Raw genomic sequence first — 20,378 nt, forward strand, 5'->3', positions numbered from 1 at the left:
AAAACAAACCGTTTAAAACTTGTACAGTAGCTTATTTGCACATTAAGATAAAATAATCATCACGGATTGATGGTTGACAATAACAACAAGAATGTTGGTCAAATTCGACTAAATGGAGAAACGCAATGCACTATCAATATCACTGTGCTTGTTGCAATAAAGTATTGGCTTCAAGCGATAAAGAATGTTCCGAATGTGGCTCGCATAATATCCGTAGCCCATATGGCTTTTGGATATTTTGCATACTCAGTTGTTTGGCTGTTGCCATTCTATTTAAGAGTGTCCAAGTGTATTTGCAACAGCACGATACTGAAGCGACAACCCAACTCAACATCTTTGAAGTACTCAAGCAAGATGGTAAAAATTAAGCTTTTTTACAACAGCCAAATACAGCCCTATGAACAAGCTGGCAATGTGTAAAATTTTAGCTAAGCTGAATTTAAGCACTATTATCCAGTTGCTTTAAAGTCATTCAAAGAGATAAGTTAAAATGATGAAAGCCTGAATGATTTCAGGCTTTTTTATGCGCTAGCATCGCCCTGCTCACTTATCTTCACGAGGAAAATTCTTTAAACTATGGCAATAGCAATGAGGTTCTAGACGATGGTGCAGTTAATCAAAAAAGGCGGTTTGCGTGAACGCGCCAATCGTAGCCGATCATACAAAGGCTCTGAAAATACCGAAACCACCCTCAAACCGAACCGTTATCGTGATCATGCTGAAACTACCGATGTTGCACAAGATCCATCAAATACAGTACCATCCAAAGACCAAGATCAAACCAATCCAGAGCAATAAAATTGGAACATAAAAAAAGCCAAGTTCTAATACTTGGCTTTCGCTTTGCTGACAGCAATATATTCACTGCCCTTATAGATTGAACATTCTAATTGCGTCGAACCACAGCCAAATTGCAAAAATTAAAAATAACGCCCCTGAAACCACATCAATATAACTACCTGACCGTTGGTAGAGTGCTTTAATTTTAGGCAAAGACATAATCATCATAAACAAACTAAACACAATAAAAGTTTGAATCGGAATGATGACAGCTAGCTGTGCTTTTAGGTTACTACTGGCTGATGAACTCAACGCCAGTGAGAACACACTACTAAAATAGATCAGTGTTTTCGGATTGGCTAAATTTGTAAATAAACCTAATAAAAAATAATTTTCAGTTTTCTGCTGACTTAAGGCCTGCCCATCTTCTAAATTGGCTGTTTGATTTAAACTTTTAAGCCCACCACTAAACATCGCCCAACCCATTTTCGCCAAGAAAAATCCACCAACAGCCATTAAAACTTGTTGTATCCATGGAAATTGCTCAACCAGAACCGTAAAGCCCAATAAGGTTAAAACGACCCATACCACAATCCCGACAGATATCCCCGCAATAATTTTTAAGGTATTTGCACGGGTTGTTGATGCAGCACTTTTAGCAATTAATAATACGTCTGGACCTGGACTCAACTGCGCAACAAAATGTAGCGCGCAGATGGTGAATAACAGTGACATGCAAGCTGATTCATTTGAATTAAAACGTGAAGATTATATCGCCTGTTCAATTTTTTTGTTGGCAACACAAGGTTTATTTTTAGGCCGTATCAAAATTTACGCAAAAAAAAGCCGAATACACATTCGGCCTTTCATACTGAGTTAATTATTTTTTATTGACATCTTTCAGTTCAATTTGTTTCGCATCTGGCGTCACTTCACGAGCTTCACCATCAATAACGGATGAATCACGACCTGATTGCTGATTTTGCATATCTTGCATTTGACGCATCATATCTGCAAATGGGTTCTGACCTTGAGCACCGCCCATGCCTCCCATATCGCCCATCATGCCACCCATCATTTTTTCCATCATGGCTTGCTGACGCTTCATCATTGTTTTCATCATGACTGCTTTCATGGCATTTTGTACAGGTGGAATCAAAATAAGTAATGCCATAATATCTGAGATTAGACCCGGTAACAGCAATAAGAAACCAGCCAAAATTTTTGGTAAATTTCCAGTTAAAGCTGGATCATTACTCATTTGACCTGCTTGCATTTGCTGCATTTGAGGCATCAGACCTGATGAATATTTACGGATAATATTCATCCCTATAAAGAAGGCCGCCACGAACCAGAAAAAGACATACCACATGCTGCCGACGAGGTCGCCCACACCGATCCAGACAAACACTTCCAGGATCAAGCCTGCTAAAATCAGAAGAAATAATTTCATGAAAATTAAACAAATCTAAGTAAATTAATTTAAGGTGTTGCGTTCAACTGCTCAATCACTATCAAGCTTTTTTGACACGCTTATGTAACAATATGGGCATATTTTTATTTTTAAAGGGCAAATAGGCAAACATGTCATTAATTATCGGTATTGACCCTGGGTCGCGCTTAACTGGTTACGGCATCATCGAAAAGGATGGTTCTAAACTACGTTTTGTCGATGCTGGCACCATTCGTACCGAAACGACAGAAATGCCTGAACGCTTAAAACGTATCTTTGCTGGTATTGATCGTATCGTAAAGTTTCACGGACCTACTGAAGCCGCGGTTGAGCAAGTCTTTATGGCTCAAAACCCTGACTCTGCCTTAAAACTGGGTCAAGCACGCGGTGCTGCCATTGCCGCTTTAACCAATTTAGATTTACAAGTCGCTGAATATACAGCACGTCAAATCAAACAATCAGTGGTCGGCTATGGTGCGGCAGACAAAGAACAAGTCCAAATGATGGTTATGCGCATTCTGAACCTAAGCATCAAACCACAGCAGGATGCAGCCGATGCTTTGGCTGCCGCAATTTGTCATGCGCATGCGTCCGGGAGTATGAGTAAAATGGCAGTACTGAATGCCTTAGGCGGTATGGCTCGTGGTCGAAGCCGTGTAAGCACTCGACGTCGATAAATAAATCGTCAAATCATATAGCTCAGTAGTTCAGACTGTTTTCAAAAGCCCACTCAATCCAGTGATCAAACTTAGCGGATCATTTTAAAATTACTATAATCTAATTCATGCATTGGAATTTCTTGCTGATCGATTTTAGTCACGTCTGCTCGTAAAGGCCCCACCAGACTGTGTTTAAGTATTTTATGAATGGCGTCTTCAGTTCCAATAATCAGCGCTTCAACTTCGCCAGTCGCTAGATTTTTCACATAGCCATTTAAACCAAGTGCAATCGCTTGCTGTTCAAACCAACGACGATAACCAACACCCTGCACTTTACCTTGAATTCGCAATTTAACTGCATGCATTTAGTCTTCAACTCCTGAATGATTAACCACATGATAAACCGCTTGGACCATATCCTGTGCCTGCAAACCACGCATTCCCGACTTCGCCAACTCATCACCTGCTAACGCATGCAGGCTTACGATTTCATGCAGATGAATTTGCTGATGGAATTGTGCTTTTAAACTTGCAATCATCCCTGCAAGCACATCTCCCATACCTCCTGTTCCCATTCCTGCATTACCTGCGGTGCAAATCCAAAGTTGATCTTCGAGTATCAAGCTGCCTGCCCCTTTAAGCACCCATTGACCTTGAAATTTTTCTTTTAAATGTTGAATTGCTTGTACACGATCTGCTTCAACTTCAGCAGTAGATAGACCCAATAATTTTGCAGCTTCACCCGGATGTGGCGTTGCATAGGTGCGTGCATTTAATTTTTCAGGTGTTTCAGCTAGAAACCACAAGGCATCTGCATCCAAAACAATTTCCAAGGTTGACTGCTGAATCAATGGAAACCAAGACTGAAACTGCTGTTGTGCCCAATCGTCACGACCAAGCCCCATGCCAAAGCTAATCGCATCAACATGATCGATCAGTTGCTGAATCGTTTCTGTATTTAAAGCATTGATATCGCGTAGCATAATATTCGGTGCGCGCGCCAAAATCGCGGTGTGATGTCGTGCATCACAAACAACCGTGACCTTACCTGCACCTGCATGGAATGCAGCCTCAGCAGCCATAATCACCGCCCCACCCATTTCAGCATGTCCACCAACAACTAAAACATGGCCATAACTGCCTTTATGACCAAAGGCTTGACGCGCAGGTAAAGTGATTTTCTGCGGCGACAAATAAGCAAGTGGCTCAAGCTCTGCATCAGTCGGTATGCACGCCATCACCGAAACTTCACCTGCATATTCTTTCGCTTGACCTGTAAATAGCCCTGCTTTTAGACCCAATGCCGTAAAGGTATAATCAGCTTGAAATGCGATGGGTAAAGGCTGCCCTGTATTGGCATGTAATCCGCTTGGAATATCAATCGCAACTTTGAGTCCCATGCAAGCATTCAATCGTTGAATAATGGCTTGCCATTCACTAGAAAGTTCACGATTGAGCCCTATACCAAATAATGCGTCGATATAAACGTCATAGTCATGCTGAAAATCAAAATGTGTATAGATCTTGAGCTTGTGATCTATCGCTTCTTGTACCGCAGAATGTAAATCTTTCGATGCTCCAATTTCAGCGGCGTAAATATCGACTTGGAAGCCAGCTTGCTGTAGATATTGCGCTGTAAGATAGCCGTCGCCTGCGTTGTTACCCTGCCCACAACATACGGCAATATTTTTTAAATTTTGCTGCTTTAACATTGGAATGAGTTGCTGAGCAATCGACCATGCGACCTGCTGCATCAGACCATAACTGCTATTGTGCTGAGCAAACCAACGCTGCTCCCAAGCTTGAATACTTTGGCTAAGATAAACAGGGCTATGGTAAACTTGCAGACGCATTGTTTTTCCTTGTTATGATTATGGCCGCTTCAACTCCTGCACAAAAAATTCCTGTCGATCAATATGATCCAGAAACCCTAAAAGCATGGATTAAAGCGCAAGCCTTAAATTTAGGTTTTTCTGATTGTGTCATCGCAAAGCCAGATGCTCAAGAGGAACTCCCTCGTTTTAAAGAATATTTAGAACGTGGTTATCATGGCGATATGAAATTCCTAGAGGAAAACCTTGAAAAACGTGCCAATCCTGCACTTTTAGTCCCCGGCACACGCAGTATTATCTGTGTCCGCATGGACTATTTGGTCGAAACCCCAAAACCACGTTATGTTCCTGATGAGCCAAATGCAGCCATCATTGCACGCTATGCACGAGGTCGTGACTACCATAAAGTCATGCGCGGACGTTTAAAAACTTTGTCGAATATTATCCGTGAAAAAATCGGAGATTTTGAATCTAGACCCTTTGCCGACTCTGCCCCAGTGTTTGAAAAATCCTTAGCTGAAAATGCAGGCATGGGCTGGACAGGCAAACACACCTTACTGATCCATAAAAAATCAGGCTCATTTTTTGTAATAGGTGAGCTGTTTACATCACTCGATTTACCCTTTGACTCACCCGCAACCAAACATTGTGGTTCATGCACCGCCTGTATTGATATCTGTCCAACACAGGCCATCGTTGAACCATATATGTTAGATGCACGTAAATGCATTGCCTACTTAACCATCGAATACAAAGGCATCATTCCTGAAGAATTACGTCGTGGCATTGGCAACCGTGTGTTCGGCTGTGATGACTGTCAGCTCATCTGTCCATGGAATAGTTTTGCGCATAAAACTCAAATTGAGGACTTTTATCCACGTCATGGTCTCGATCAAGTGAGTTTATTAGATCTTTGGCAATGGGATGAAGCCACCTTTTTAAGCTGTACTGAAGGAAGTCCTATCCGACGAACAGGCTATCAAAGCTTTATGCGAAATATCGCCATTGGCTTAGGCAACGCGCCCTACAGTTTAAATATTGTGCAATCATTAAAAAATTCTCGCGAAAAACATGACGCGATTGTGCAAGTTCATATTGATTGGGCAATTGCAGAACAAAACTCAAAGATGCTTTAATGGATTTGATTCTATATTTTCCAGATCCTTACAAAGTTTTCTTTTAAGCTAAAACTTAGTAACGCAATCAAAGAAAATTAATTTTTTAGTTCAAAATAAACATTGCTGCGATTGTGCTGTCATTTAACACAACTTTGTAAGCATCTTAAATATCAAAAGTTCTTTAAAAAAGCCATTTCAATGCACTTTAGCTAAATTTCAATGTTACAAAATAGTCTTGGAAGTCTGCAAATTTTACGTATGATGATCTGCATTAGGCAGAAAATATGGATTATTTATGAGCTACCGAAATGACTGGACACATCCAGAAATACAAGAGTTGTATCAACAACCATTGATGGATTTATTATTCCAAGCACAGACCATTCACCGTGAATATTTCCAAGCCAATCATATTCAAGTCAGCACCTTACTTTCGATTAAAACCGGTAAGTGCCCTGAAGACTGTAAATATTGCTCTCAGTCTGCACATTATGACTCTGGATTAGAAGCTGAAAAACGTCTGGCTGTGGAAAAAGTCATCAATGAAGCGAAAGCTGCGCTTGCTTCAGGTTCTTCGCGTTTTTGTATGGGCGCTGCATGGCGCAATCCACATGAACGGGACATGCCCTATGTGCTAGAAATGGTTCGTGAAGTCAAAGCGCTTGGACTTGAAACCTGTATGACCCTTGGCATGCTGAATCAATCTCAGGCAGAGCGCTTACATGAGGCGGGCTTAGATTATTACAACCATAACCTCGATACTTCTCGTGAGTATTATCCCAATGTCATTAGCACACGTAGCTATGATGACCGTTTAACGACGCTAGACTATGTTCGCCAATCTGGAATGAAAATCTGTAGCGGCGGAATTGTGGGCTTAGGTGAAAGCCGTGATGACCGTATCGCCTTTTTGATGGAGTTGGCAACGCTGCCGATTCATCCTGAATCCGTGCCGATTAATCTCCTTGTCCCTATTCAAGGTACCCCACTTGCAGAGGTTGAGAAACTTGATGTGATCGAATGGATTCGCACCATTGCAGTCGCACGGATCATTATGCCAAAAAGCTATATTCGACTCTCTGCAGGTCGTGAATCCCTGAGTGATTCAGAACAAGCTTTGGCATTTATGGCAGGTGCAAATTCACTCTTTTCCGGTGAAAAACTGCTGACCACGCCAAATGCAGGCGAAGGCAAAGATCAGCTTTTATTTAGCAAACTCGGTTTAATCGCGGAACAGCCCAAACCAAATGCTGCACAGCTTTCAACTGATGCCATGCAAATGGCTTAAAATCTAAGCCCCGAAGTTCGGGGCTTAGTTCAATTGAATGATCAGTGATAGGTATCAAAGTGCAATGCAAGAGATGGTGCGAACAAATGAAATGGCTAAATCACCATGAGTAGGGAAAATATATCGTTTACTTCGCAAAGTTATGTGCTGTTATTAAAATTCCATAGCCTGCATTTAAATAATCCCCTTCACGAATAATGTCTTGACCATTAGCATGTTGAACCACCAATTGCTGCTGAATCGCATCATAATGAAAAGATTCAAAGCAATCCTGATGTTGTAATAACCATGCAATGGTATCTGCCATATTGGCATCGACGGTATAACGCTCGGCTTGAAAATCTTTACTCATATCTGCATAAAAACTGTGAATGTATTTCTATTTTAATGATTTCAATATTGACCGGCATTAAAAAAGTGAGCTTTCGCTCACTTTTTTTTCGGCTTAGACTCTGCATTACTTTGTCACACCGCACTTACGACATTCCTTGTGCGAACCGATTTCTTCCATTTGCTCGTATTCGTAAATATGCATGCAAAATAGTTTTCTGAATAATTGAAGCATGTTGTTAAAACTCCCGTTTATTTATTAATGTGCTTCTGAATATTTCGTCCTGAAATATTATGAACATGCCTAAACACGCCATAGCTAATTTATTAGCATATTTTTCCAATGAGTCAAATATCTTTACTTTAAAATGACACAATTTCGGATAATCGGTTATTTTTAAGCCTTCCTTATATTCACCTGAGTTATAAGGATTTTTATTAATATCAACATCACAGATATAGATTAATTTTCAGCAAATTTCGCACAAAAAAACTCCCCCTTAGGAGAGTTTTTTCAAATAGATGATCACATGAGTAACGTTATTCACAAGCCCAGATTTAAACGTTCTGACTGGCAAACTTCGCACGTGCAGCATGCAATTTTTTATAGCTATCAATCAGACGTAAATGACGATCTAAACCTTCAAGTTGCATATTGGTTTCAGTTAAACCGTAGAAGCGAAGACTGCCATCCATTGAACCAATCACTGCATCCATACGTTCGTCACCAAACATACGACGGAAATTATGTTCATAGTCATTGAGATCTAAGTCATCGTCCAATTCAACTTCTAAAACCACATTCATGCATTGATAGAACAAACCACGTTCAACTGTATTAGTGTTGTACTGAAGGAAGGTTTCGACCAACTCTTTTGCTTCTTCAAATTCTTGTAAGGCAATATAGATCAGTAGTTTGAGCTCAAGAACCGTTAATTGGCCCCATACGGTATTGTCATCAAACTCAATCCCGATGAGCGTCACAATATCCGTGTAATCATCCACCTCAAGCTCTTCTAAGCGCTCAACCAGTGACACTAACTCGTCTTCATCTAGGCGATGAATGTTTAAAATATCTTCACGGAAGTCCAAAGCTTTGTTGGTGTTATCCCAAACCAAGTCTTCAACCAAATACACTTCAGAATAACCCGGAACCAAAATACGACATGCCGTAGCACCTAGATGCTGGTAGACCGCCATATACACTTCTTTGCCCATGTCTTCTAGAATCGCAAACATCGCTGCAGCTTCTTCTGCATTGGCATTTTCACCTTCTGCAGTGAAATCCCACTCTACAAAATCATAGTCTGATTGTGCGCTAAAGAATTTCCAAGACACCAAACCACTTGAATCAATAAAGTGTTCTACAAAGTTATTTGGCTCAGTGACTGCATTCGAGCTAAACGTTGGTTTTGGTAGATCGTTTAGACCTTCAAAGCTTCGGCCTTGTAGAAGCTCGGTTAAGCTACGCTCTAAAGCCACTTCGAGTTTAGGGTGCGCACCAAAAGATGCAAAAACCCCACCAGTACGTGGGTTCATTAAGGTTACACACATCACAGGGTACTGACCACCAAGTGAAGCATCTTTTACCAATACAGGAAAACCTTGTTCTTCTAAGCCCTGAATACCCGCAACAATACTTGGATATTTGGCTAAAACCTCTTCTGGTACATCTGGTAGAGCCAATTCACCTTCTAAAATCTCACGTTTGACCGCACGCTCAAAGATTTCCGATAAACATTGCACTTGAGCCTCAGCCAAGGTATTCCCTGCACTCATCCCGTTTGACAAGTATAAATTTTCAATCAAGTTTGATGGGAAATACACTGTTTCACCGTCGGACTGACGGACAAATGGAAGAGAGCAAATACCGCGTGCTATATTTCCTGAATTGGTGTCATATAGATGTGTACCTAATAACTCATTTTCTGGGTTATAAATTTCACGTGTGTAGTCATCCAAAATTTCGACAGGTAACTCGCCTTCTGGGCCGGGTTGGAACCATTTTTCATCTGGGTAATGCACAAAGTCAGCATTGGCAATCTCTTCACCCCAGAACTGGTCGTTATAGAAGAAGTTGCAATTGAGACGTTCAATAAATTCACCCAAAGCCGAAGCTAATGCGCTTTCTTTGGTTGAGCCTTTACCATTGGTAAAACACATGGGCGATTGTGCATCACGAATATGTAGAGACCAAACATTCGGTACGATATTACGCCATGATGCAATTTCAATCTTCATGCCTAAACCAGCCAAAATACCTGACATATTGGCAATGGTTTCTTCTAGTGGCAGATCTTTACCCGGTATAAACGTGGTACTTTCTGACGCTAAATTTGGCATAAGTAAAGCTTGTGCATCTGCATCAATGCTTTCTACTTCTTCAATGACAAACTCAGGACCAGTCTGAATCACTTTTTTAACCGTACAGCGGTCAATTGAACGCAAAATGCCTTGACGGTCCTTTTCAGAAATATCCGTAGGAAGTTCAACTTGGATTTTGAAAATTTGCTTATAGCGGTTTTCAGGATCAACAATATTGTTTTGTGATAAGCGAATATTGTCTGTCGGAATGTCTCGCGCTGCACAATATACTTTTACAAAATACGCTGCACATAATGCTGATGACGCTAAAAAGTAGTCGAATGGTCCGGGAGCAGAGCCATCGCCTTTATAGCGAATAGGTTGGTCGGCAATTACCGTGAAGTCATCAAATTTGGCTTCTTGTCGAAGGTTATCGAGATAATTAACCTTAATTTCCATGTGGGCACCTAAATATTCTTATGTGTCAGTGCAACACATAAAAATGAAAACATAAGCCGAGTAACTGTAGGACATTGACTTAAAAATGTGAGGCCAGTACCAATCTAAGCGCTGTTGGGCACGGTACTGACAAGAATGGGCATTATTATAAGGTTATTTTGACTGTTTGATAACTTTTGTCGTGATTTACATCACGATAGGATTCGACACTTTGTGCATTTTGGTCGAATCCAAGCTCAACTGCTGCAACTACAGCCAATTTGTTGTGTTAGTGTGCAGCCGTGAAGAAAAAGGCTTGTCTTTTAAAAAAATCTTCGCTAGTATGCTTTGCGTCTGAACTTGTTGATAAATAACACATTCAGAATATAGGGCCTATAGCTCAGTTGGTTAGAGCAGCGGACTCATAATCCGTTGGTCCACAGTTCAAGTCTGTGTGGGCCCACCATATAAAACAACCCCTTACGTGCATTAATCGTGAGGGGTTTTTTAATATTAAAAGCTAAATAAAGTCTGTCTAAACTTTTAAAAGATGTGACAGATAACAGATAGATACGTACAAAACTTCAATTCAGCTTGAGTAAGCCACAATTGGGTAATACGAGAAATAGGTTATAAAGAAATACATTCAAGAAAAATTTAAAAGCTTAAGTTCTAGATACCCTTAACTAAAGTCACGATTTGTTATACTTAAAAGATATTACTTTATTCATTATAATCAAATGTTTTTTGATTCATGACTTTTAGAAATACTATATATTTCACACTTTAAAAGCACAAAAATTAAGACTCAATCTGTTCAGGCTTTCTTAAGTCCAAATAAAACTCAACAATTGACCAAATAACAATCAAAGCAAACATAGCAACAGCGAATAACACAGCAGTTAAATAAATCATGCTTGAGTTCTCCGTTAGAAAACGAGTTAAGACCAACAGGTTAAAATTTTCAACCTACGACAAAAGTCTAATAAGAATTTCTGACGGTGCCTAGCCATATTTAGCAAATTTTTAAGAGTATTTTTATCTATGATGATAGCTTTGCTATATAAAATTTAACCGATTTATTGCTAAAAAGTATCAGTCTTCAATCATCCCTTCTTATTCCGATTTGAAATATCTGCACAATTCAGATCAAAGCTCACTTAAATCCTCTTGACTCATGATCCAAACAAGCAGAAATTACACCTTTTTAAAATCACCGTATCACCGACTATGTTGAAAAAGTTTATTGGCGAATCTGCATTTAAATTGGCAGGCTGGAAATACCACGTAGAACCTGATGTTTTAGAAAATAAACAAGTGATCGTCGGCTTTGAACACACCTCAATGATGGATGCTGTTCTTTCACTGGCCCTTTGCCAAATTTACGACATTAAAATTCACACGCTGATTAAAAAAGAACTCTTTAAAGGTCCATTTAAACCTGTACTTGAAGCGATTGGCGGTATTCCTGTAGACCGTAAAGCCAATAAAGACATCGTGACTCAAATGGTTGAGCATTTTGAAGCCAATGAAAAATTTAATTTAGTCATTGCTCCAGAAGCGACCCGTGCAGAACGTGGTGAAGCACGAAAACCGATTCGTACAGGCTTTTGGTATATCGCTAAAGCAGCAGGTGTGCCGATTGTATTAATGTATGCCAACTCAAAAACCAAACAAGGCGGTATTTTCGGTAAGATTTACCCGACTGACCTCGATCACGATTTAGCTTTAATTAAGCAGCTCTATAAAGATAAAGTAGGTTTAGACATCGTGATCCCAGAACCTAAAAATAAAGACTAAGTGCCATTCACGTTTTTTTAAGATATACGTACTTAAAGATATAAATGTATCGTGCTCCATGCATTGTACATTTATATCTTCCTTTTATAACAAGATCACCTCGCTCCTTTCAGCCCAATTCTCATCATAAGAAAAATTACAGTACGAGCGTTTAGACATTTCGCATTATTTTCTCAAATTTGGATATTTTTTTTTCAACTACTCAATTCCTGAAATCCAGTACTTTCACACAAAAAAGCCATTATGGTAGAATTTGCTCAATTTGATAGGCATAAGGCCAATCTACAAGGAGCATATTTCGCATGGCGGGTCATTCCAAGTGGGCTAATACTAAGCATCGTAAAGCAAAACAAGATGCGAGCCGCGCTAAAGTATTCACAAAATTTATCCGTGAAATCGTGACAGCTGCACGTTTAGGCGGCGGTGATGTAGCGTCTAACCCACGTTTACGTGCTGTTGTTGAAAAAGCATTAGTTGCAAACATGACACGTGACACCATTAATCGTGCGATCCAACGTGGTGTGGGCGGTGAAGAAAATACCGATCTAAAAGAAGTAACCTACGAAGGATATGGCGTTGGTGGTGTTGCAGTCATCATTGAAACAATGACGGATAACTTGAACCGCACTGTTCCTGACGTTCGTCATTGCTTCTCGAAAACTGATGGTAATTTAGGTACTGCTGGTTCAGTAGCTTATATGTTTACCAAACGTGGTGAGATTACTTTTGAAGATGTTTCTTTAGAAGATCAAATCATGGACATCGCTTTAGAAGCTGGTGCTGAAGATATTGAAGTAGATGAAGATGAAATTCTAGTTATCACCACACCTGAAACTTTCGGTGAGGTTCAGGATGCACTTGCAGCAGCAGGTTTAAAATCTGATAACGCCGAAGTGGTCATGAACCCTTCAACTAAAGCGTTAATTTCAGATATCGAACAAGCGAAAAAAATCATCAAAATGATTGATATGTTTGAAGATCTAGACGACGTTCAAAACGTGTATACCAACGTTGAATTTACAGATGAAGTGATGGCTGAATTAGAAGCTCTATAATTCAATCGAGTGAAGTATAAAACGCACCCTTCGGTGCGTTTTTTATTGCCTAGCTTTCAACTGTTTGAGTTTATATATGAGGGCTGCATTTAAACCTTATTTAATAAGCCATTACAGTTAAAAACATTATATTGTTTAATTACAAAGCTCGAATGTAATGCGACCACATGTTCAATTTTACCAATGCGTTTGAGTAAAATTTCACTATAGTTTTCCATATCTCGTGCAACGACTTCCACAATAAAATCGGCAGACTGCCCTGTCACTAAAAATGCATTGATGACTTCCGGAATACTTTCAAGTTCTTCTAAAAATTTAGCAAAAGTATCTGTATCATGTTTGCTTAAGGACACCTGTAGCAGCACATGCAAACTAAAGCCCAATTTTTGATAATTAATTTCACGTTTCAGACCACTGATAATATTGTGATCAATCAATTGTTTGATCCGACGATGAACTGAACTGACCGATAAATTCACCCGCTCTGACAGTTCATTTAAATTGACATCTTCATGGGTCAAAATTTCTAAAATTTGTTTATCAAAACGGTCTAGTTCCATCAGTCTACTCCAGCCATTTTTGAAAACAGTGCTGATGATCCAGATTCATCAAACACCTGTTGTCATTTTCAATGTTATTTTAAGTTTTAAAATCAGCATTTATGTGCAAGTTTTCTCATGTATAGCATGATTTATTAAAAATAATAAAGCTCATATGCATTATGAACATAATAATTTGCATATATATCGTGTTTAAATGAATGTTTTTTCATCAAAGTTTAGTTTTTATATTCTAAATAACGTCTTTAGACAACCTACCAATAAAGCTTCAAAATGCATTCCATTGATCTGAATAAATCAATTTCAGATAAAAGGGAAAGATATTTTATTTATATTTTTCAATTTTTTATTTTTACTTTATTTTTCAATGTGCGCTCTATGTCACATTTCTTTTTTTTCACTTATTTACTTGGTTTGGTAATTACATTAAAAAATAGCGGCGGTTCATAAATATACAAAAAAATAAAAACGGAAGAATAAACATGGCAATTAAATCACTGAGTTCACTCAGCTCAAAATTAAGTTCTGTACTAAGTCCTTCCCTACAGCTGAGTACAATTAGCAGCACGGTCAGTAACCTACTTAGCCCGCTTAAACCTACAACCAATATCACGGATACGCTGACAGGATTATTGGGTAATTTAGGTGGCACAAAATCTTTTGATTTTAGCCCACTGACTAAATCGCTTCCGCAAGTGATTAGCACGATTCAAAGTCTTACATCCAATAACGGTTCAAATTCGGATGCACTCAAGACTTTGATGACAACACTGCAACCGCTCCTACAAAATTTAGGTGGCAACGCTGGCTCAACAGAGATGAATCAGTTGGTTCAATCCTTACCTACCATTGTCAACAGCTTGCAAAGTTTACTGAGTAGCACCAATAATCAAGGTAATCTTCCTGACAATATCAGCAGCGCTCTAAATGCCATCAAACCATTGCTTGCTATGCTTGGAAGCGCAACTGGGTCAACGGATTCAACGCAAATTATCAATACACTCAGCCAAGTTTTAGAATATGCGCAACCCATTATTCAGATGATTGGGAGCTCGTCTTCTGGAAACATTGACTTTGGGCAAATTGCACAAGGTGCAACGAGTGCCCTCCTACCTTTATTAGCTTCAATCAATAAAGACAACTCATCTATTGATATGGAACAATTGAGTCATGCTTTACCAACAGTGATTGGAAGTGTGACCAATCTAGTGACCGCCATTTCATCAGCCAACCAAGGCAATATCCCTGAGACCATTTCAGGGGTAATCAAAGGACTTAATCCGCTTCTAGATTTACTGGCAAAAAGCGATGTCATCGATACGGATCAGGCTCAAACCGTCAAAGCGATTTATGATGTATTAAATAGCGTGAGCACCATTTTGGATGTGGTCAACAATCCATCCTTACTGACGCTTTCAACTGATTTAAATCAAGTGATTGATTCATTGAAACCAGTCATTGCACTGATGGACAGCAATGGTGAAGCGACTCAGTTCCTCGATCAACTGACCATTCCAAATCTTGGCGATTTACTTGGCAATCTTGCTCCTGAAAAAATTGATCTGGGTTCTATCTCGGATCAGTTCAACCAATTGACTGAAAACCTCACGGGGCAAATACCAAATATTAATGACCTATTGGAAAATTTAGGTTCTGCTCAAGGTGATTTTGATATCTCCACCATCATCCCAAGTATTAAAGATGCTATAGGAAATATCTTTTACCCGGTTATGCCGCTGAATACTTTACAAGCTGATAGTATCAGTCCAGTGTTGAATATTATGGATATTCAACAACAAAGCTATATTTAAGGATTGAAAGTCTTATAAAAAAAAGCGCGCCATTAGGCGCGCTTTTTTAAAGTAGCATGACGCAAAGTTTTCATTTAAAGGGCTTATACACCACGCCAATCTACCCGTGCATTCCGTTCTGTTTGGTATATACGTTGTACATATTGACCTAAAGGCAAATCGCTCAAATAGGCTTTGTAAGCTTTAAACTCTTCTGACAAAGTTTCACCATGCTCTTTTTCCCACGGCGTTCCGACAATCTCTAATATCGGCGCCAACATTGAACACACCGCTATATCAGCCAAACCTAATCGGTCGCCTACAAAATAACGCCCACCTTGTTCAATCAGACGTTGATTTAAATCAATCACAATTTCATCCAATCGTTCACGAGATGCCGCAACCTTATCCGTATCTAATTGATAACCTTTAGAAACCAGTGCCTTTATAATGGGCTTTGAATATTTCTCAAACTGACGTAAATAGCCTTTTTCACCAATTAAAATATCAAGTGATTCTTCACTTTCATTTAATACATGTGCCAACCCCCAACGGCGCACATGTTGGCCTAACTCAATGGAGAGTTCATTAATTTCTAAAGCGTCTTCACGCAGTTTGACATCTGGACGGATCAGACTATGTTCGGGGTAGGTCGCATCCAAGTAAAAGGCGATTTGAGTTGAATCTGCAACCCAATGATCTTGATCACGTAAAATCGGTAATTTGTTTTGCCCTGTTTTAAGCTGTGCAAATGCACGATGCACACCCGGCATTAAATTATGAGCCACATAATCCAACTCTTTGTGATCGAGTAACCAGCGCGCCTTTTCACAAAAATGTGAGAGTGGAAACTGGTAGAGAGTTCGCATAAATGCTCCAAGTTTTTGTTGTAACTGTGGTTTATAAAACCCAGTAATTTTATAGGGATACTTTAGTCACTGTGTTATTGAAACACAATGTCATTTTTGCACCTATTCTGCATCCGTAGTGCAACTTAAGCTTTATTCAGACGTGAATTCATCTCGATCTCAGCGCGATTCAATAAGATATACATTCTCCTGCCCATATCACCTGACTTTATTATGGCTTTCATGTAAAATCATCCACAATTTTTTTATAATACTTTGTGAGTTATTTCATGGGTTTTAACTGTGGTATTGTCGGCCTGCCGAACGTTGGTAAATCAACGCTTTTCAACGCATTAACCAAAGCTGCGATTGCTGCTGAAAACTTCCCATTCTGTACAATTGAGCCAAATACTGGGATCGTACCTGTACCTGACCCACGTATGGATAAACTTGCTGAAATTGTAAACCCACAACGTGTTGTCCCAACCACGATGGAATTTGTGGATATCGCAGGTCTTGTTGCTGGTGCATCTAAAGGTGAAGGGCTTGGTAACCAATTCTTAGCTAACATTCGTGAAACGGATGCTATTGCACATGTTGTACGTTGTTTTGAAGACGAGAATGTCATTCACGTAAATGGCAAAATTGATCCACTTGACGATATCGCAACAATCAACACTGAACTTGCACTTGCTGACTTAGAAGCTGTTTCTAAAGCAATTACACGTCTAGCAAAATCTGCAAAAGGTGGCGATAAAGAAGCGATTGCGACCAAAGCTGTTTTAGACAAAATCTTACCTTTACTGGATGAAGGTAAACCTGCGCGTGCAGCTGACCTTGATGAAGATGAACGTAAATTGGTGCGTGGTTATGGCTTCTTAACCCTTAAACCAACCATGTATATTGCCAACGTTGCAGAAGATGGTTTCGAAAATAACCCTCACTTAGAAGCAGTGCAAAAATTAGCTGCTGAAGAAAATGCAATTGTGGTTCCACTTTGCAACCAAATCGAAGCAGAAATTTCATTACTTGAAGACGAAGACCGTGCGGAATTCCTTGAAGCTTTAAGCATGGAAGAACCTGGTCTAAACGTGGTTATTCGTGCAGGTTATGGCTTACTCGGCCTTCAAACTTACTTCACAGCTGGTGTACAAGAAGTTCGTGCTTGGACAGTAAAAATTGGTGCAACTGCACCTCAAGCTGCTGGTGTGATTCATACTGACTTCGAAAAAGGCTTCATTCGTGCTGAATGTGTTGCCTACAACGACTTCGTTCAATACAACGGTGAAGCTGGCGCTAAAGAAGCAGGTAAATGGCGTTTAGAAGGTAAAACATACATCGTTCAAGATGGCGATGTTTTACACTTCCGTTTTAACGTATAAGACAGTACTCATAAGAAGCCAGCTATTTGCTGGCTTTTTTAATTTCAGGCAAAAGCTCAAGCCAAAAAAATAAGCATATTTAAAAACTTAAAACCTGCTTAAAAACAAAATTATATCGACACGAATACATGATTTGGTTGCTGAGTCACCACAGTGCAACGACTTAAATCTCTACCGTTCTGCTATAAATTTACTCATAGGCGCTAATGCCTATTTTCATAGAACAATAGCAATGAAAAAAATCAGCACAATTCTAACAGCAGGTATCTTTACAATGCTTAGTGCAACTGCGTTTGCATGTCCACAAGGCACTACACTTACAGGTGGCACAGGTGCAAACCATAAAAGTGGTACTTGTGTTTCCATTGCTAAAGATGCAAAACATCAGGAACATACTGCTACACATGCAGCACAAGTTGCAAAGCATGATGCAAAAGTCGCTCGACACGATGCAAAACAAGCCAGCCAATTGGCTCAGAGTAAAGTGAAACATAATCAAAAATTAGCAAAACATGATGCAGCTCAAGCACAGCATCTTGCAACACAAGCAAAATCAGAAGCTAAAACTTCAGCCCATGCTGCCAAAGCTGCAAATACTGACGCAAAAGCAAAAATCGCTGCACAAAAGGTGGCAGCGGAACAACATAAAGTTGCTGTGAAATCCTAAACAGTTGAGAATTAACACATCGCAAAAAAGCCGGAATTATCCGGCTTTTTTATTCAAATCATTTATGGGTGAGCAATATGTAATGCTTTTGCATCCATCTCTGCACGCTGTCTTCTTGCTTCTGTCAGCATGCGTTGTTCAAGCTCTTTACGAAAGCCTAGTAGAAATACAAACTCAGCTAGGACAAATAAAGGCCCTATTGCCAAGCCAATGACATCATCCATAAACGCAGGCTTTTTCTTTTCATAATAATGACCGATAAATTGGATGATCCAACCCACCACAAAGATCCCCACACTCCAGATCAACCATGACATGAGGCTCATCTTTGCGATCATCAAGGCTAAGGGATACGTAACCGCAAACACCAAAAGCATAATCAAACCGAAAATTTTATCTAAACTCAGGTAATAGATTACACTGGCAATAATCAACAACAATGCAAGGGTCAGTTCAAAACCTGAAATCATTAGCCCTGCTCGTGCGGTTAGACACATAATCGAAAATACAATAAGCGGAATACCCACAAAATGCGTCAGCACATTTTTTCGATCTAAATGATATGCTGCATATTGGCTTAACAGTCTTTCAAGTTTGCTCATTAACTTACTCCTTGTTCATTCACTCATTTCACTATATAAAAAATGCATCAATAAAGTTGTCATCTAATAGACAAGTTGGACCATAAAATAAGGATATGCTGTGCTGGACGCTCAATATGTGCATCAACTCAATAAAAATGTGTGGTATTCAGGCTTAAATCTTTCCTTCCAAGACTTTATCTGCCGCCATGCCCTGACTTTAACTTTCGAAAAATACGCACGTGTTTTTTTATCAGGACAGCGTTTTAATGGTATGTATGCAGTCTTAGATGGCGCAGTTCGCTTAGGCTATATTGATATTCATGGCAAAGAAGCGATTGCCGCCATTGCTGAGCCAATTATGTGGTTTGGCGAAATATCCTTGGTTGACCAATTACCACGCTCTCACGATGCCATCTGTATCAAAAAATCCACCTTATTACACTTACCGGCTCAAGCAATTCAGCAATTATTACAACAACACCCTGAGTTTTGGTTTCATATTGCCCAGCTCACCAGTCAAAAACTTCGCTATGCCTTTATGGAACTCATTGCCTTACAAACGCAAAGTTTAAGTCAACGTCTCGCACAGCGTCTGCTGTTTATTTTAAATGGATATGGAAATCATTTGGAAATTGAGCAACACACCATACACATCTCACAGGAACAACTTGCGCAACTGATGAATTGCTCAAGACAATCAGTCAATCAGGAGCTTCAGCAGTTGGAAAAAATGCAGGTGCTTCGTGTTGCGTTTAAACAAATTGAAATTTTAGATCTAGCGGAGTTACATCAGATTGCTCATGCACTTCCTGTGCATGATGTCTGACATTTGTGATTTAAATAAGTGCATTTAATTGCACCAGAATGATTCTTTATAGTTATTTTGCTTTTATTTGTAGCACTTCGCTTTATTGAGTTTTGATCAAGACAATAATTTGCAAACATTTACACTGTCAAAACCATTTGTACATGCTGCAACTTCTTGAGTTGATGCTTCTGATTTGTCTTCAGTCGCTGCTTGTGCATTGAGCGCTGTAGTCAAAACAGCCAAAACCGATAACATCATTAATGTTTTTTTCATCTTAATCACCTTTTCAACGTCTTTAATTTAATTTACATACTTCATCTTATACGCAGTTATTTTTACACAATTTATCAAATAATGATAATTTTAATTTTTTATTACATTATTCATACTTTATATTATTAATATTTTAAAGATATTAATTAAAGAGAAAGTCAGACGACTAGCGTTCTATAATGGGGAGTTTTTAACAATAAATTTTTCTCAAAAGATATTTTTACAATTCATTATCAATGCTTTATCTATTTAAATTCAAAAAATAAACATGTAAATTTGAAACTAAGCTCAACACAAAGACAGCAGTCTGATTTATTTTTTATATGAAATAGCAATGTTTTTAGGAGAATTTTCCAATCCTCTATTATAGATTTATTCTTGTTTTTTGATATTTTCCAAAAAAAAGCAG

At 39.2% G+C, this 20,378-nt stretch carries 21 protein-coding genes and 1 tRNA gene; 12 read left to right on the top strand and 10 right to left on the bottom strand.

What is annotated here, in order from left to right; translation table 11 throughout:
- Positions 1 to 125: 125 nt before the first annotated feature.
- Together FTU17_RS03225 and FTU17_RS03230 are read left to right on the top strand one after the other, a co-directional pair.
- On the top strand, positions 126 to 368 hold the full coding sequence (locus tag FTU17_RS03225) for a hypothetical protein (RefSeq protein ID WP_078192893.1): 243 nt from the start codon (positions 126 to 128) through the stop codon (positions 366 to 368).
- A gap of 235 nt (positions 369 to 603) precedes the next feature.
- Positions 604 to 798, top strand: a complete 195-nt coding sequence (locus FTU17_RS03230) for a hypothetical protein (protein ID WP_180134670.1) — start codon at positions 604 to 606, stop codon at positions 796 to 798.
- 72 nt (positions 799 to 870) lie between these two features.
- Here FTU17_RS03230 and FTU17_RS03235 read toward each other — a convergent pair whose 3' ends face one another.
- Positions 871 to 1,515, bottom strand: coding sequence for a LysE family transporter (locus tag FTU17_RS03235; protein ID WP_180094140.1), 645 nt, complete (start codon positions 1,513 to 1,515; stop codon positions 871 to 873).
- 145 nt (positions 1,516 to 1,660) lie between these two features.
- Positions 1,661 to 2,233, bottom strand: coding sequence for an FxsA family protein (locus tag FTU17_RS03240; RefSeq protein WP_078192890.1), 573 nt, complete (start codon positions 2,231 to 2,233; stop codon positions 1,661 to 1,663).
- Positions 2,234 to 2,364: 131 nt separating this feature from the next.
- On the opposite strand from FTU17_RS03240, the gene ruvC reads away from it, so the two are divergent.
- Positions 2,365 to 2,910 carry a crossover junction endodeoxyribonuclease RuvC gene (ruvC, locus tag FTU17_RS03245; protein ID WP_078189034.1) on the top strand — a complete coding sequence of 182 codons (546 nt, stop codon included), beginning with the start codon at positions 2,365 to 2,367 and terminating at the stop codon, positions 2,908 to 2,910.
- Positions 2,911 to 2,981: 71 nt separating this feature from the next.
- Here the strand turns inward: ruvC and FTU17_RS03250 are convergent, their stop codons facing one another.
- Both FTU17_RS03250 and FTU17_RS03255 read right to left on the bottom strand, forming a co-directional pair.
- Entirely contained in the window at positions 2,982 to 3,257 is a 276-nt protein-coding gene (locus FTU17_RS03250; protein WP_180012138.1) for an acylphosphatase, read from the bottom strand.
- Positions 3,258 to 4,745, bottom strand: coding sequence for an NAD(P)H-hydrate dehydratase (locus FTU17_RS03255; RefSeq protein ID WP_180134671.1), 1,488 nt, complete (start codon positions 4,743 to 4,745; stop codon positions 3,258 to 3,260).
- Between the two features lie 20 nt (positions 4,746 to 4,765).
- On the opposite strand from FTU17_RS03255, the gene queG reads away from it, so the two are divergent.
- Positions 4,766 to 5,860 (top strand): tRNA epoxyqueuosine(34) reductase QueG, encoded by a 1,095-nt coding sequence (gene queG, locus FTU17_RS03260; RefSeq protein WP_180134672.1) that lies wholly within the window; start codon positions 4,766 to 4,768, stop codon positions 5,858 to 5,860.
- Between the two features lie 277 nt (positions 5,861 to 6,137).
- Positions 6,138 to 7,130 (top strand): biotin synthase BioB, encoded by a 993-nt coding sequence (gene bioB / locus FTU17_RS03265; RefSeq protein WP_180116586.1) that lies wholly within the window; start codon positions 6,138 to 6,140, stop codon positions 7,128 to 7,130.
- A 127-nt stretch (positions 7,131 to 7,257) separates the two neighbouring features.
- On the opposite strand, the gene FTU17_RS03270 is transcribed toward bioB, so the two are convergent.
- A complete protein-coding gene (locus FTU17_RS03270; RefSeq protein ID WP_078192886.1) occupies positions 7,258 to 7,482 on the bottom strand; it encodes a hypothetical protein in 225 nt (74 codons plus the stop codon).
- Between the two features lie 536 nt (positions 7,483 to 8,018).
- Complete coding sequence (locus tag FTU17_RS03275) at positions 8,019 to 10,223, bottom strand: OsmC domain/YcaO domain-containing protein (RefSeq protein ID WP_180134673.1); 2,205 nt, start codon at positions 10,221 to 10,223, stop codon at positions 8,019 to 8,021.
- Between the two features lie 368 nt (positions 10,224 to 10,591).
- Between FTU17_RS03275 and FTU17_RS03280 the strand changes: the two genes are divergently transcribed.
- The 3 genes from FTU17_RS03280 (at position 10,592) to FTU17_RS03290 (ending at position 13,057) form a co-directional block, all read left to right on the top strand.
- Positions 10,592 to 10,668, top strand: a tRNA-Ile gene (locus tag FTU17_RS03280).
- A gap of 764 nt (positions 10,669 to 11,432) precedes the next feature.
- On the top strand, positions 11,433 to 12,002 hold the full coding sequence (locus FTU17_RS03285) for a 1-acyl-sn-glycerol-3-phosphate acyltransferase (protein WP_078189041.1): 570 nt from the start codon (positions 11,433 to 11,435) through the stop codon (positions 12,000 to 12,002).
- Between the two features lie 302 nt (positions 12,003 to 12,304).
- Positions 12,305 to 13,057: a YebC/PmpR family DNA-binding transcriptional regulator gene (locus FTU17_RS03290; protein WP_078194353.1), complete on the top strand. Its 753-nt coding sequence runs from the start codon at positions 12,305 to 12,307 to the stop codon at positions 13,055 to 13,057.
- A gap of 89 nt (positions 13,058 to 13,146) precedes the next feature.
- Here the strand turns inward: FTU17_RS03290 and FTU17_RS03295 are convergent, their stop codons facing one another.
- On the bottom strand, positions 13,147 to 13,617 hold the full coding sequence (locus tag FTU17_RS03295; RefSeq protein ID WP_067763303.1) for an Lrp/AsnC family transcriptional regulator: 471 nt from the start codon (positions 13,615 to 13,617) through the stop codon (positions 13,147 to 13,149).
- Between the two features lie 482 nt (positions 13,618 to 14,099).
- Between FTU17_RS03295 and FTU17_RS03300 the strand changes: the two genes are divergently transcribed.
- The gene (locus tag FTU17_RS03300) at positions 14,100 to 15,428 is read left to right on the top strand and encodes a hypothetical protein (protein WP_180134674.1); all 1,329 of its coding nucleotides are present in this window, start codon (positions 14,100 to 14,102) and stop codon (positions 15,426 to 15,428) included.
- 83 nt (positions 15,429 to 15,511) lie between these two features.
- Here the strand turns inward: FTU17_RS03300 and FTU17_RS03305 are convergent, their stop codons facing one another.
- A complete protein-coding gene (locus FTU17_RS03305) occupies positions 15,512 to 16,276 on the bottom strand; it encodes a glutathione S-transferase family protein (RefSeq protein WP_111885997.1) in 765 nt (254 codons plus the stop codon).
- A 269-nt stretch (positions 16,277 to 16,545) separates the two neighbouring features.
- Here FTU17_RS03305 and ychF point away from each other — a divergent pair, with 269 nt between their 5' ends.
- On the top strand, positions 16,546 to 17,637 hold the full coding sequence (gene ychF / locus FTU17_RS03310; RefSeq protein WP_180134675.1) for a redox-regulated ATPase YchF: 1,092 nt from the start codon (positions 16,546 to 16,548) through the stop codon (positions 17,635 to 17,637).
- Positions 17,638 to 17,911: 274 nt separating this feature from the next.
- Positions 17,912 to 18,304 carry a hypothetical protein gene (locus FTU17_RS03315; RefSeq protein WP_180134642.1) on the top strand — a complete coding sequence of 131 codons (393 nt, stop codon included), beginning with the start codon at positions 17,912 to 17,914 and terminating at the stop codon, positions 18,302 to 18,304.
- 62 nt (positions 18,305 to 18,366) lie between these two features.
- Here the strand turns inward: FTU17_RS03315 and FTU17_RS03320 are convergent, their stop codons facing one another.
- Positions 18,367 to 18,906 carry a DUF962 domain-containing protein gene (locus tag FTU17_RS03320; protein ID WP_180022557.1) on the bottom strand — a complete coding sequence of 180 codons (540 nt, stop codon included), beginning with the start codon at positions 18,904 to 18,906 and terminating at the stop codon, positions 18,367 to 18,369.
- Positions 18,907 to 19,006: 100 nt separating this feature from the next.
- Between FTU17_RS03320 and FTU17_RS03325 the strand changes: the two genes are divergently transcribed.
- Positions 19,007 to 19,714, top strand: coding sequence for a Crp/Fnr family transcriptional regulator (locus FTU17_RS03325; RefSeq protein WP_180134676.1), 708 nt, complete (start codon positions 19,007 to 19,009; stop codon positions 19,712 to 19,714).
- Positions 19,715 to 19,810: 96 nt separating this feature from the next.
- Here FTU17_RS03325 and FTU17_RS03330 read toward each other — a convergent pair whose 3' ends face one another.
- Complete coding sequence (locus FTU17_RS03330) at positions 19,811 to 19,969, bottom strand: hypothetical protein (RefSeq protein ID WP_180009458.1); 159 nt, start codon at positions 19,967 to 19,969, stop codon at positions 19,811 to 19,813.
- Between the last annotated feature and the right edge of the window lie 409 nt (positions 19,970 to 20,378).

Source organism: Acinetobacter sp. YH12070, from assembly GCF_013419625.1.
GTDB lineage: Bacteria > Pseudomonadota > Gammaproteobacteria > Pseudomonadales > Moraxellaceae > Acinetobacter > Acinetobacter amyesii.